Source organism: Microbacterium sp. ZW CA_36 (assembly GCF_044987475.1).
Lineage (GTDB): Bacteria > Actinomycetota > Actinomycetes > Actinomycetales > Microbacteriaceae > Microbacterium.
On sequence record NZ_JBJDRL010000001.1, the window covers coordinates 126,984 to 141,351 of the forward strand.

Genomic DNA, 14,368 nt, shown 5'->3' on the forward strand with positions numbered 1-14,368 from the left:
CTTCTCCCCTCGCCTCAGCACTCGACCACGTTGACGGCGAGGCCCCCCAGCGCCGTCTCTTTGTACTTGCTGCTCATGTCCGCCCCCGTTTCGCGCATCGTCGCGATCACCTGATCGAGCGAGACACGGTGGTTGCCGTCGCCCCACAGGGCCATCCGTGCGGCATTGATGGCCTTCGACGCAGCGATCGCGTTGCGTTCGATGCAAGGGACTTGCACCAGACCGCCGATGGGGTCGCAGGTGAGACCCAGATTGTGTTCCATCGCGATCTCGGCGGCGTTCTCAACCTGACGGGGGCTGCCGCCGAGGATCTCGGCCAGTCCTGCTGCTGCCATCGATGACGCCGACCCGACCTCGCCCTGGCACCCCACTTCGGCACCCGAGATCGAGGCGTTCGCCTTGTACAGGGTGCCGATCGCCGCCGCGGCGAGGAGGAACCTCTCGATGATCTCCTCCCCTACGCCCTCGCGGGCGGACTGGGCCGCAGGGGTGTAGTGCAATGCGTAGTAGAGCACCGCGGGAACGATCCCCGCTGCCCCGTTGGTCGGGGCCGTCACCACGCGCCCGCCGCTGGCGTTCTCCTCGTTCACGGCGAGCGCGATGAGATTCACCCGCTGTTGCCAGTGCTCGCGGTCGTGGTCCGGGTCCTCGGCATCCAGTCGCGCCGCCCACGCAGCCGCGCGACGCCGCACCCCCAGGCCGCCCGGAAGCACCCCTGACCGCCCGAGCGAGGAGCGCACGCTCGACTCCATCACGTCCCAGATGTGCCGAAGGCCCGACCGGATCTCGTGATCCGCACGGCGGGCGCGCTCGTTCTCGCGCATCACCTCGCTCACGGAGAGCCCGGTCTCCTCGCACCTGGCGAGCAGCTCGGCTCCTGAGCGGAACGGAAGGGGCGCGGGCGGCAGGCCGTCCGGAGCGGAGGATTGCTCAGCGCCCTCGCGCAGAATGAACCCGCCGCCGACCGAGAAATACGTCTGTGCCACGAGGTCATCGCCGGCGGAATCCACAGCCGTGAACGACAGAGCGTTGGGGTGGCGAGGGTGGACGGTCAGCGGCCGAAGGACGAAGTCCTCGATCCGGCAGGGAACGATGTGCCGTCCGCTCAGCTCGACCTGCCCCGTCCGCGTGATCTCGTCGAGCTGTGCGGTGACCTGCTCCGGGGTGATCTCGTCGGAGCGCGCTCCCGACAACCCGAGCAGCACGGCCGTGAACGTGCCGTGCCCCGCGCCCGTGGCGGCGAGAGAGCCGAAGATCTCGATGCGCAGTCTCGCCACCCGCTCCGTGGCGCCATGCACCTCAAGAGAGTCGGCGAACGCAGCGGCGGCCTTCATCGGGCCGACCGTGTGCGAACTCGATGGGCCGATCCCGACCGTGAACAGATCGAAGACCCCGACGGTCGACTGTGCATTCGTCATGTCGCGACACGTTAGGCGGCGACATCCCAAGCACTCGGCGATACGCCGTTTCAGCGCCCGAATGCGGCTATTGCCGCAGTAATGAGGCCTGAAGCGGCACGACGACGCCCGTTGCCAGACCCCGCGCCTTCAAGTAACGCCCCTCCTTCTTCAGGCTGCGCAGCACCACCGATCGATCGGCGATCGACACGCCCGGAACGCTCTCTTCGATGGCGGCTTCCAGTCGCTGTACATCGGCCAGCGTCCTCATCCATACCGACAGAACGAGGTTGTAGGGGCCGATCGTCGATACTGCCATCCGAACCTCGCTGAGTCGGGTGACGGCCGAGCCCAACCGGTCGGTCATGACTGCAGGAACCCGCAGGAAGTACCAGGCGTGCACGGGCCATCCCGAATGGCTGCGGGCGACCTCGGTGCGCACCACCAAGCGTCCCTGCGCGGTGAGTGTCGCGAACGCCTCACGAACCCGGCGTTGCCCGACGCCCAACTCTCTCGCGATGGTCGTCACGGTCGCGCGTCCGTCATGACCGAGAACCTGCAGCAGATCGTGTTCGAACTGCGGTTCCACCTGTCCGCCCTCAGCCTTCGGTGCGACGACCGTGCGCTCGACCGACGCCACCTCTTCCGCCGACAGAGACCTCAGGCGCCACTGGCCGGCATCGGTGAAGGGAGAGGAGAGGATGAGCGTGCGCGTCGCCCGCACACCGGTGAGCCGCCGCATCCTGCCCATGATGTACTCGCTCAGTGCGTCCAGGTCGGATGCGCCGACGATAACCAGCAGGTCGCGTCCTCCGGCGGTGTGATCGATCGTGAATGCCTCCGGGTCGGCAGCGAGCGCGCTCGCTATCTCTCGTGTTGCGCCGGGCTCGGTCTCGACCTCGAGAATGGCCGACGGTCCGCGCGCTCCAGCACCGGGATGCCCCGCCACCCACGCCAGGCCCTGTTCGGAGAGCCGCTCCCATCGACGCGCGAGCGTGACCGAGTCGACACCGATGACGGGAGCGATGGCGGCCCAGCGAGCTCTGGGATTGATCTGAAGTGCTTGGATCAGTCGCCGATCCGTCTCATCGAGACTCACAACCTGCGTCGAGGGGTCGTCATCACTCATGAACCTGCATTGTAGCCAGCGAGCGGGCTGTTGCGGATCAGCATGGCTCATCCCTTGAGAATCGAGTGAGGAGTACTCCGTGCAGCGAAGAGTGTCTCGAGCGCGTTCGACGTTCGGCGTCGTCGGCTTCCTGGTCGTCATGGAGTTTGGCAGTGGTGCGCTGCAAGGCTGGTTCTCGCCACTGCTCGCCGCGATCGGCCAGCAGTTCGAGGTCGGTGCGGGCGCGCTGAACTGGGTGAACGCGATGTACATGCTGATGACGGTCGCGTGCGTCCCCATCCTCGCCAAGCTCGGCGACATGTTCGGCCACAAGCGTCTCCTCGTCGTGGCATCGGCCCTCGTCGCGGTGGGCTCCGTGGTCGTCGCGTTCGCGCCGACCTTCGAGACCTTCCTCCTCGGTAGGGCGCTACAGGCGCCGCTCGCGGCGTTCCTCCCCCTGGAGTTCGCGATCGTCCGCGCCCGCGACCCGCGCTCGGCGAGCAAGAGCATCGGAGTGCTCGTCGGCGCACTCACCCTCGGCGCCGCCGTCGGAGCCTTGCTGTCCGGGCTGCTGTTCGGCGCGATCGGCAACCTCACCATCGTGCTGCTGATCCCCGCGATCTTCATCGCACTGTGCGTGCCGGTCGTCGTGTTTCTCGTGCCGGAGACCGTCGTGCGCAGCCCGGGCCGCGTCGATCTCATCGGGGCGATTCTGCTCACAGCCGGTCTGCTCGCAGTGCTGACGGGAATCTCAAACGCGGCCGCCTGGGGATGGGGCGACCCCCGCATCATCGCGCTCATCCTGGGCGGTGCCGCGCTTCTGACACTGTGGGTTTTCGTCGAGCGCAGGACCTCCCATCCGCTTGTCGACCTGACGATGCTGACGCACGGGGGCATCGGATTGCCGATCGTCGCCTCGCTGCTGTTCGGCGCACAGACCTACGGCGGCCAGACAGCGAGCTTCCTCTGGCTCCTCGGCGATCCCACGCGCGACGGATACGGTCTCGGAATCGCGCCCGCCGGCGCCGGCGCAATCATCGTGCTGTACGCGCTCGCCGCCTTCCTCGGCACCCTCCTCGGCGACCGTCTCGCCCGAAGGATCTCGGCTGCGCGGGCCATCGCGCTGGCGGGAGTGGTCGGCGCCGCGAGTTTCGCACTGATGATCGGCCTGGCGGAGTCGGCTGCGCTCTTCATCGCCGCCATGTCGCTCGGCGGCATCTCCGCCGGAGTGCTCCTCGCCGTACTGCCCGCAGTCGTCGTGCGCAACGCCCCCGCGGATTCCGTAGGCATCGCATCCGCGCTCTTCAACACTGCGCGCACTGCGGCGGGAGCAGCCGCCGGCGCGGTATTTGCCCTCGTGATGGCGCTATTCGTGGCCACGAGCCCAGGCGAGGGAGCGGCCGACGCCCGTTCCACTCCACCGTCCTTCTTCGCCGTGTGGGCCATCTGCCTGGTAATCGCTCTCTTCCTGGCCGTGGTTGGGCTGCGCATCCGGGTGGCAGCCCCCGCCGAACCGGCGCACGACGTCTCCGACCGCCCCGCCGCCCAACCGATCGAGGAACGATGACCATCGCCGCACTGAAGCAGTCGTGTCAGCCCGCGAGCCACGAGATCCGTGACGTCCTGCTCGCCTCGCGCGCGGGCTGGGCAGAGCCCGTCCTCGCCTTGAGCACCGAGATACACGCGCATCCGGAGCTCGCCTTCGCCGAGCACCACGCATCCGCTTGCGTCGCCGACGCGCTTCGCGCTGCGGGATTCGCGGTGCGCGTGGGCGCCTTCGGCCTCGACACCGCAGTCGAGGGCAGCTATGGCGACGGCGACATCACGGTCGCGATCTGCGCGGAGTACGACGCCCTTCCTGGCATCGGTCACGCGTGTGGACACAACATCATCGCCGCGGCAGGCGTCGGTGCAGCGATCGCACTGGCGAGTGTCGCCGATACCCTCGGCATCCGGGTGAAACTACTGGGGACACCGGCCGAGGAGCACGGCGGTGGCAAGATCCTCATGCTGAAGGCGGGCGCGTGGGACGACGTCGACTTCTCCCTCATGGTGCATGGCGGACCCGGCCAGGATCTGCGCTGCGCCGACGTACGGACGCAGGCTGTGGCGCGATTCGATGTGTCGTTCCAGGGTCTGCCCGGCCATGCAGGCGCCCCCAGCCCGGAGGGAGTCAACGCGGCGAACGCCGCGACGATCGGGCTCGTCGCGATGGGGCTCCTCAGGCAACATCTGCCCGACGGCGTGCGCGCCAACGCCTTCGTGGCCGAAGGAGGGGAGGCGACTAACATCATCCCGTCGTCGACCCGCGTGCGTGCCGAGGTGCGTGCCGACACCCTGGAGGCTGTGGAGACCGCACGGCGTCGCATCCTCGCCTGCTTCGAGGGGGGCGCCGTGGCGACCGGCTGCTCGTGGAGCTGGGAAGACGCCGAGCCTACGTATGCCGATGTCATGCAGCACCCCGTGCTCGCCGACGCGTGGGACCGCAACCTCGCGTTCCTCGGGCGCTCGCCGCAACCGTATGCGGGGGCACCAGGCGGCTCGACGGACATGGGCAATGTCTCTCACGTCGTCCCCTCGATCCATGCGCTCATCGCCATCGAGGGGTGCTCCTCGGCTCCGCACACACCTCAATTCACCGGCGATGCGATCGGCCCCGCAGCCGAGGGCGCGGTCGTCGACGGTGCGCTCGCGCTGGCACTCACCGCCGCTGATGCCGTAGCGCATATGCGCGCAGGTGAGGTGCTGTCTGCGGGGGATGCCACCGATGACAGCAAGCGACACACTCGTCGGTAGCGGGCGGTACCTCAGACCGAGCCGCACACACCAGCGAACTTCAAGCAGGCGCGGGACCGGAACCCGTAGATAGGGCCGCAGAGCATAATGCTCACCCTTGGCGGCCTCATCCGACTGTTGTTCAGCATTCTGCTCATTTAGGCTTCATGGCCGCAGGTTCGATTTCGACGCGCGCCCAGCTCGCATCTTGGATGGCCTACATGCTTGATTTTTCAACGATTCTTGCCCGCATTTTGCCCGCAAACCGTTTGCCGCACCCTGTTTTCGGCGGTTGCACGATGTAGGTCGGCTCCTCCTAGATCCGCGTGATTCCGCGGTTTTCGCAGGTTCACGTCGCATTGAGCATTATGCTCAGTCGTGTTCGAGTCCCTCCAGGGGCATTGCGCTTTTGGATGTGAACCGACTGCGCAATGAACGACTATTCACGCCTTTGCTGCGTCGCGCGGCACCGGCGCGCAGCCCGTCCCGACCTAGCGCGATATTGCTGGCGCCAGGTACACGCCGCGGTGCGACGGAACTGCGAGGACGCGTAGCGCACGTTCAGGGACTGCCGACTGCACGCGCTGTTCGCGCGCCGCACGCTGTAGCTCTGTCTGGGAAGCTCGGACTGAGTCGTAGATCGTAACCTCAGTGCTACCGCGGAGCACCGTGGTTACGAAGTGCTCGCGCGATGCCGCGCCCGTGCGACCGATGGTGATCGCCTCCTTGTGGTTCAACTTTCGTCGCGTCTCCACGAGACGAGTCCTCGTGGTGTCAACTCGTCGAGGCGTCACCCGATCTGCTGCCACGGCCCGTCGGAGTCGCCCGGCGCCTGGTTTCTGGTCCACCACTTCGCCTCGTAACGGTGGTCGTGATACTCCACGACATCACCGGCGATGAAGATTCTGGAGGGCCGCCACAAATCCGTGCCGTCGGCCGAGATGCCGATCTCCTGCCACGGGCCGTACGGGTCGCCCGGTTCCTGGTTCTGCGTTCGCCAGGAGGCGAACCACCACGAACCGCCCTTGGTGACCAGGTCGCCCTCCCGGTACTCGGTGGAAGCGTCCCACTGCGGGGGCGTCGGCACGGCGTCGATGGGGTCGCTGCCGCACGACCGCGCGACCGTGAGGTCCTCGAACTCCGCCTCCGTCGAGGCATAGAGTCCGACGCCACCGCTGCGGACGACGGTGTCGCGCCCTTCCATGATCTGCTCGCCGTTCAGCGTCACCGTGATGCGGTCCCCGTGGACGGCCGCGCCCAGGCGGACCGGTCCGGTAAGCCGGTCGCTGAGCGCGGTGGTCGCCACGGTGACGGGTCCCGACCGGTGCGCCTCGCGGATGATGCTCGCGTACTGGGTGCCCTGGTTTGTCCGACCGACGTGGATGCGGTACCCGTAGGCGTCCGTGGTGTCGCGCAGCGAGACGCCGGCGGTGCCGACGCCGGAGAGCGTGAGCTCGGACTCGACGACGAAGTCGCACGCCTCCGAGAACCGATCCGGCAGGGTCGACGCGGCGAGGACATGTGCCCGACCGTCGACCGGTGACAGGGTGAGGCGGCCGTTGCCGACGGACACATCGCCTCCGATTCCCCGCCAGTTCGACTGGTCGAGCGCCTCCGCGATCGTGACGTCGTCGAACGTCGCGGCCCGACCGTTCGCCACGAGGGCGGCTCCGCCGTTCGGGAGCTGGGTGTCGTTCGCCGAAACTGACACGTCACCGACGCCGGCCGACACGTGCCGTCCGACGGCGGACACCGCCATTGTGTACGCCGCGCCGGGGGCGAGCTCCAGGGCGGCCTCCGCGAGCAGGGTCGTGGTCCCGTTGTAGACCTTGACGAGCCGCAGCATCGAACCGGTCGAAGTCGGCACGACGTCAGCGCGGTAGTGGTTGAGCGGCGACTGGTAGCGGAACGCCAGGCCGGTTCGACCGGCCGACTGCTCCTCAGGCCCAGGCGCAATGTCCGCCGACACGGTCACGTCGTTCGGTACGTCCTGCTGCACCGCAAGCGCCTCGGTGTCCCCAGTCGCGGTCAGTGCGAGGTGCGCATTCGACGGCTCGCCGCCGAGCTCCCAAATGCCCTGCAGCGGCACCCAGCCCCCGAGCCCGTTCTCGAAGCCGTAGACCGCGCGGTCCAGGGTCGCGTCGTCGAAGTGCTCGTCGAGCACCGGCATCGTGGCGACCGTCGGCTCGAGCGCCACCGTGACGAGATCGCCCGCGCGGGTGAATGCGGTTGGGATGTTGTTCACGGTCACCAGCGCCGCGTCCGGCGCGGCGAACGTGAGGGTCCCTGTGAAAGGGTCTCCGAGCGACACCCTGGCGGTCCCGCCATGCAGCTCCACGCTGACGTCGGACACGACCCCGGACGCGTCGACGACGATATCCCCGTCATCGACCAACGACGTCCCGCGGGTGAGCGCAACCCGCGTGAGCCCGCCGCCCTCGGCACGCTCGAGGTACGCGGTCTCGGCGTCGGTCGTGGCAGCCCCGAACGCCCGGGACGACGGCGTCTCCTCGCGCGAGAGGTAGAACCGGCCGGTACCGTCCGGCAGGGCGATCTCGAGCGCGGTCGCGACGGAGTGGTCGACGCCGGGTAGAGCGATGCGAGTCGCCGCCACCGATGGGGCAGCGCCGGCCGGTCCCGGGAACAGGACAGTGTCCAGCCCGGTGGAGCCGGTAGCGGACCAGTCGTACGACAGGTATTCGACCTCCGTGAGGATGTCCTCGCCCACGCGCACAGCGCCGTTGTCGTGGACGCTCGGCGAGAGGTCGGCACCGGACGCGGGCACAGGCATGAGTTGCACGCCCGAGACCGGCGCGACACCGGCCGTGGTGTCGAAACCGACGGTCGCGACGTTCGTGTCCGGGTCGACAGAGACCGGATCACCCGGGAAGTGCCAGAGTTGGCGGTAGTCGTGCGCGGCCGTGTCTCCGGTGAGGTCGTCGGAGACCACCCAGAACCCGGGCTTGACGAAGTAGACGACCCGGTCGTGCGCGACCGGCTGGTAGCCCATAGCCCGGCCGCGGTAGACGTCGAGGCCCGCATTGGACCGCCAGAGCGACATCGCACGGGTGGCTCCCGCGGCCTGCGGTTCCCGGTCGACCTCGATCGTGTTGTGCGCCTCGGTCGTGCGGCGCATCCAGTCGTTCGTCGGAGTCGCGCTGTAATCGGCAGCGCCTGGGTCGACGATCAGCGGACGCCCATACGCCGCCATGACGATGCTGAGGTCGTCCGGGTGCCGGTGCGAAGCTGTGTAACTGCTGTTGTGGTTGTTGATCAGCAGATAGCGGGCGTCTGCGTCCCACCCCGAGCGCTGCACGGCGAAGCTGATGGGGTAGAGCGTCGACCCCAGAGTCGGTGTGGTCCCCTGGGCCCGGCCCGAGGCGACCCACGTGAAGTCGGGCCAGGCGTTTCGCGCACCGGTCGCCCGGATGGCGCTCGCACCGGCGTCGACGTTCGGGGTGTCGCCGATCAGCGCGGCGTTGAGGTCCGGCTGCCGGGTCGCGAACAGCACGTCCGCGATCCAGTCCGCAGCCTGGATCAGCGCCTCGGGAAGCTTCCGCCCGTTGGCATCGGCGATGCGGATCATGGTGTTGATGAGGTCCGCCACGTAGGCCTGGTAGTTGAACGTCGGCTCGCGGTAGACGCCGTCGCCCTGGAGGTACGCGCGGAGGAACCGCTCGACGGCCCTCACCGCGAACGTCTCCCAGCCGAGGGCGTCCTTGAACTCGGGCAGGTACACCCCAGCGGCGAACATCGACCGCGCCATCGACACATACCAGTTGTTCCCGACGTGCGTCTGCAGCACGGATGCAAGGAAGCCGCTCGTCGCATGAACCGCTGTCAGGTAGGCCACGAGGTCGGCCGCGTCGATGCTCGGCTCGGCGCGGAACACGGAGAACGAGCTGACGAGCTGGGCGAGCCGCTTGGCGGCCGACAGGTTGCGGTTCTGAGGCCAGCTCGGGTTGTCCGCGACGAAGTCCAGCGAGATGTCCATCCACGCCGCCGCGTACGCCGCGCGCTTGTCGGGGTCGCTCTCCCGCAGGTATGCGCTCGCCAGCGTCGGCATGAACGTGAAGTCGCTCATCAGGGTCTGCGCGCCGCCGGGGGCCGCGTCGGTCCCACCCCACAGGTCCGCCCAGTCAACGTCGATCCTGTGCTCGGACGCGTCGTAGAAGTCGCGGGTCTCGTCGCCGAACCGGAAGATGCCGGCCACGAGCTCGTCGGCGGTGGCGTCGCCGCCTCCGCCCCCCGAAGACGGGAACTCGACGCCCGTCCGCGTCGCGTAGTACTCCTTCAGCGCATCGGCAGCGCCGGCGTCGTCGCCGGCCGCCAGCTCCGCCGCGACGCCGGCCAGCTCCGGACGCGTGAGGTCCAGGAGCTGGCCGAGTTCCGACGCGTCCGACGCGGCAGCCGGCACCGACGACACGCCGGTCAACGCCAGGGCCAGCGTGACTGCCGCAACGGTGGCCGCCTGGGCGCGACGGCTGGGGCTCCGTCGGCGGGACAAGGACTGCTGCATCTCCGTGACTCCTCTGTCAATCGGCGGGCGTGGCCCCAGGCGGGCGGGCCGTCGCTTCAGCTCGTGAGCGAACATAGTCGCTGACGTATCGTTACGTCAACATGCAAGCTACGGATTGCCCACAACCAAGAGGCATGGTCGGCGCGGTCAGGAAGTCGCGCCACTGCCGCAGAACCCGCCGGCCCAGCGCTCAGCGAGCACCCGGAGACGTCAACCGGTCGGAGGCTTCACACTCTCGCGCGGAATGACGTACGGCGGCGGTTCGGAGATGACTCCACGTTGTGGAGCCTCTCCCGAGAGCAGGGCGGACACCTGCTCGACGGCCCGAATCCCCACCTCTCGCATCGGCAGGTGGACTGTCGTCAGCCGTGGCCGAACCAACTCAGCGATCTCGGCGTCGTGCACTCCGACCACCGAGAGTTCCCGGGGAACATCGATTCCTCCATCGGCTGCGGCTGCCAGCAACCCCAGCGCCGAGACGACGTTGTTGACCACGATCGCCGTCGGCATCGCATCGCCAGATTGAAGCATCGCCAGTCCTGCAGCTCCGGCCTGAGCGCCGTAGCCGGTGAACAGAGGGGGACGAGGGACCAACCCCGCGCGCGTCAAGGCGCTGACATACCCGTCATGCCGTGGGTTCACCGGATGGATGTCTTGACCCCCGACGAACGCGATGTTCGTGTGTCCAGCCTCGATGAGGTGCTCAGTCGCCACTCGTCCCGCCGCTGTCTCGTCCGCGGAGACCCACGCGCCATCGTGGTTTGACTGATACTCCACCAGCACGACCGGAGTCGGGTGTGAACGGAGCGAACTCATCACCGCCTCATCGAGCAATTCGCCTGTCCGCAGCACGATCGCATCGACAGAGCCCTGGCCCAGCAGTCGCGCGAGGAAACGGCTGCCGGACTTCATCCACATCGTGTCGCCGAGCATGATCGCCCATCCACGTTCCTCGGCGGCTTCGTAGATCCCCTCCAGCAGTTCCTTGTACACCGGATTCTCGAGGTTCTCCACGACGACTGCGATCGTCCCGGCGTGCCGACGGCGCAACGCACGGGCGGCATCGTTGGGCACATACGCCAACTCGGCAACCGCTGCTTCGACGCGGGTTCGAGTGTCGGCACTCATTCGGGTGTGAGTGGTTCCGTTGAGCACCGCAGAGACCGTGGATACAGATACCCCGGCTAGGCGGGCGATGTCCTTCTGCGTCGCCATCTTGCTCACTCTAGCGGCGATAGGAGGTCACTTTTGGCAAGGACGGCTACTTCAGACCGGTCGTGGCGATCCCGCGTACGAGGAATCGCTGGCCCAGGAGGAACATCACGAAGAGAGGGACAAGCGAAAGGATCGACATCGCGAACATCGCGCCCCACGACGATTCGCCTGTGGAGTCGAGGAAGGCACGCAGGGCGATGGGGACGGTGTAGAGGTCCGGATCGGTGAGGAAGATCAGCTGAGAGAAGAAGTCGTTCCACGTCCAGATGAACGTGAAGATCGCCGTCGTCGCGAGCGCAGGGGCTGCCAGCGGAAGCATGATGTTGACGAAGATCCGTGCATGGCCCGCGCCGTCGATTCGGGCAGCCTCGTCGAGTTCCTTGGGGACACCACGGAAGAACTGAACCATCAGGAAGATGAAGAAGGAATCGGTGGCCAGTAGCTTCGGGACGATCAAGGGCAGGAAGGTGTTAAGCCATCCCAACTGAGAGAAGAGCACGTACTGGGGCACGATGATCACGTGGATCGGCAGCATGATCGTGATCAGCATGACCGCGAACCACAACCTCCGGAGCGGGAAGTTCAGCCTCGCGAAGGCATAGGCCGCCAACGAGCAGGACACCAGATTGCCCACGATCGAGCCCGCCACTACCAAAAAGGAATTGATCAGATAGTGGCTGAACGGGTGGCTCAGGGCGTTCCAACCCTGTTCGTAATTCTCCGTCGTGAAATCGGTGGGAATCAGGCCGGGCTCGCTGAAGATGAGCGCATCAGGCTTGAACGACGAGGCCAGCATCCACAGCAGCGGATAGATCATCAATAGGCCAACCGTGATGAGGACGGCATGCTTTGTCAGCGCCCGCAGCCGCACCCATCCCTGCCGAGCACGGCCATGGCGCCGCTGCACCATGGAGCCGGTCACGGTTGCAGGGGAATCAGTCACGGTTGCAGCGGAATCGCTCACGGTTGCAGGAGACATGAGTTCAGTCATCGTGGAAGACCCAATACTTTGAGGCGAAGAAGTTGAGCGCAGTCATAGCCCCGATGATGAGCACCAAGAGCCACGCCATCGCCGAGGCGTAACCCATATTGAAGTTGGCGAAACCCTGGAGGTAGAGGTACAGCGTGTAGAACAGGGTCGAATCAACGGGTCCGCCAGTTCCCCCAGAGACAATGAATGCTTGAGTGAAGGACTGGAAGGCATTGATGGTTTGAAGAACGAGGTTGAAGAAGACCACCGGAGTCAGCATGGGGAATGTGATGCTGATGAACTGGCGGAACTTGGACGCACCGTCAAGGCTCGCCGCCTCGTAGTACATCTCCGGAATCTGGCGAAGTCCGGCGAGGAAAATCACCATGGGCGAGCCGAACGTCCAGACATTCAGGACCATCAGGGTGCCAAGCGCGTAGTCGGGGTCGGACACCCAGCCCTGCGTGCCGATCTGTATAAGTGGCTGAATACCGTTGAACCACGCAATCGCTTGATTGAGCACGCCGTCGGTGCCGAACAGCTGCCGCCACAGGATCGCGATCGCCACCGAAGCACCGAGCAGCGATGGCAGATAGAAGACCGAACGATAGAACGACAGACCGCGCACGCCCCTGTCCAGCACCATCGCCAGCCCGAGCGCGGCTGCGAGTTGCAACGGTACCGAGACGAGCACATACGTGAAGGTGACCTGAAGCGACTGCGCCAGCCGCTGATCCTGGAATAGGCGCGTGTAGTTCTCCAGCCCGATGAATTTCGGATCCTGGAACAGGTCGTAGTTCGTGAAGGACAGGTACAGCGATGCCAGCAACGGGCCGACGACGATCACCGCCAGACCGATGAACCAGGGCAAAAGGAACACGGCCGCGGCCTTGCCATCTCCTCGGCTGCGGGGTGCCTTGGCGGCCGTCGCGGCTGCCTTGCGGAGTTTCGAGGACCCACGTACGACTGCCATGTCACACCTCCTTCGATGTCGCGTCGAACATTGTCATTCCCCTAGCACCCTGAGTCATTTGCTGTCGTGGATGAGTCGCGGGATCGCGCTTCGTCAGCCGGCGTCGGAGACACTCTGGTTGAGCTCGGCCGTGAACTGCTCGGCAGCCTCGACGGGCGAGATCCGATCGAAGAGCATGTCCTCGGCATAACGCCGTAGCATCTGCTCGGCGGTGTCGGCGCCAGGCGGGGGTGCCATCGGCGCAGCCTCTGATGCGTTCTCCTGGACGATGGCCACGAAGTCCGCCATCATCTGCTGCTCGGGTGAGAGGTTGGACCTGATGTGCTCCACGACCTCCTGGTTCGCCGGAAGGCCACGCTCGGCCTGCAGGATGTCAGCGGCATCCAGGTTGCCTTGAAGACAGTTCAGCATCTGCGCCGCCTCCACCGGGTGCTCAGAATTGGAGGTGATCGCCCAGCTCATCGAACGGAAAGTCTGGCCCGTTTCGCCGTCGTCGTGGACTGGCAACTGGAGCAACTCGAATTCAGACCCGGTGGCTGCGACGAGAGCGGTGATCTCGTTGATCGGCCGCACCGCCATCAATGCCTTGCCGGTGCCGATCATGGTCTGCTCAACACCTCCGCCCTGGTGCTCGATCGAGACGGAGGCAGGCGCAGACCCCTCGGATTCCTGCAGGTCATAGCCGTACTCCAGGAACGAGGAGATCACTTCGGTGTCCACTCCCACTCCGGTCTCGCTGAAGAGTCCGTCCGAGTGCCCGAGCTGTCGTGCCCAGATGCCCAGCAGGCGGATGTCCTCGCTCGGCTGCTGCAGTCCCCAGATCGCGCCGTCGGATGCTTTGTAGACGCTGCTGGCGTACTCGAACAAGTCCTCCCACGTCCAGTTTTCGTCGTCCGGGCGCTCGAGTCCGTATTGCTCCATGAGCCCGACGTTGAGCACGATCCCCGAGGCGTTGACTGTGATCGGAACCGCGTAGTTCTTACCATCGACCGAGTCCTGGTTCAGCACGCCAGGTGCGATGGCCGAGGTGTCGATGTGCTCCTTGACGGTGGCGATGTCCACCAGCCCCCCGCGCTGGCCGTAGGACGTGACGTGTCCACTCGTCACCTGAATGATGTCGGGCGCATCGCTGGCGGCGAACTGGGTGGCGAGACGGTCGTCATAACCCTGGCTTGCGAACTCCGCTGAGGTGGTGACATTGCCGAGGGCCGATTCACACACCTTCAGAGCAGCTTGAGTCTGCTCGTGGCGCCCTTCCGCACCCCACCAGGCAACGCGGATTTCCACGGGCCCTGCCGGCGCTGCCGTATCTTCGCCCTGGGCCAGGTTCTCCGCTTGACCGCACGCGGCAAGGGTCAGCAGCACTGCTGAGCTCGCGGCGACAATCGTCATGCCACGGCGTAGACGCTCT

General features: G+C 66.3%; 9 protein-coding genes. 2 read left to right on the top strand and 7 right to left on the bottom strand.

Annotation, left to right across the window (positions count from 1 at the left end; all coding sequences use genetic code 11):
• Positions 1-14 precede the first annotated feature (14 nt).
• On the bottom strand, positions 15-1,418 hold the full coding sequence (locus tag ACI3KX_RS00620; protein ID WP_404907074.1) for an L-serine ammonia-lyase: 1,404 nt from the start codon (positions 1,416-1,418) through the stop codon (positions 15-17).
• Between the two features lie 67 nt (positions 1,419-1,485).
• Positions 1,486-2,577, bottom strand: coding sequence for an Lrp/AsnC family transcriptional regulator (locus tag ACI3KX_RS00625; RefSeq protein ID WP_404907076.1), 1,092 nt, complete (start codon positions 2,575-2,577; stop codon positions 1,486-1,488).
• Between the two features lie 28 nt (positions 2,578-2,605).
• Between ACI3KX_RS00625 and ACI3KX_RS00630 the strand changes: the two genes are divergently transcribed.
• The gene (locus tag ACI3KX_RS00630) at positions 2,606-4,072 is read left to right on the top strand and encodes an MFS transporter (RefSeq protein WP_404907078.1); all 1,467 of its coding nucleotides are present in this window, start codon (positions 2,606-2,608) and stop codon (positions 4,070-4,072) included.
• Positions 4,069-5,301, top strand: a complete 1,233-nt coding sequence (locus ACI3KX_RS00635; RefSeq protein ID WP_404907080.1) for an amidohydrolase — start codon at positions 4,069-4,071, stop codon at positions 5,299-5,301. Before ACI3KX_RS00630 ends, ACI3KX_RS00635 begins: the two co-directional genes overlap by 4 nt.
• A 769-nt stretch (positions 5,302-6,070) precedes the next feature.
• Here ACI3KX_RS00635 and ACI3KX_RS00640 read toward each other — a convergent pair.
• The 5 genes from ACI3KX_RS00640 to ACI3KX_RS00660 form a co-directional block, all read right to left on the bottom strand.
• Positions 6,071-9,799 (bottom strand): heparinase II/III family protein, encoded by a 3,729-nt coding sequence (locus ACI3KX_RS00640; RefSeq protein ID WP_404907082.1) that lies wholly within the window; start codon positions 9,797-9,799, stop codon positions 6,071-6,073.
• 210 nt (positions 9,800-10,009) lie between these two features.
• Entirely contained in the window at positions 10,010-11,014 is a 1,005-nt protein-coding gene (locus tag ACI3KX_RS00645; RefSeq protein WP_363353248.1) for a LacI family DNA-binding transcriptional regulator, read from the bottom strand.
• 46 nt (positions 11,015-11,060) lie between these two features.
• Positions 11,061-11,924: a carbohydrate ABC transporter permease gene (locus tag ACI3KX_RS00650; RefSeq protein ID WP_363355697.1), complete on the bottom strand. Its 864-nt coding sequence runs from the start codon at positions 11,922-11,924 to the stop codon at positions 11,061-11,063.
• Positions 11,925-11,997: 73 nt separating this feature from the next.
• Positions 11,998-12,957, bottom strand: coding sequence for a sugar ABC transporter permease (locus tag ACI3KX_RS00655; RefSeq protein WP_363353250.1), 960 nt, complete (start codon positions 12,955-12,957; stop codon positions 11,998-12,000).
• Positions 12,958-13,050: 93 nt separating this feature from the next.
• Positions 13,051-14,349, bottom strand: coding sequence for an ABC transporter substrate-binding protein (locus tag ACI3KX_RS00660; protein WP_404907084.1), 1,299 nt, complete (start codon positions 14,347-14,349; stop codon positions 13,051-13,053).
• Positions 14,350-14,368 lie beyond the last annotated feature (19 nt).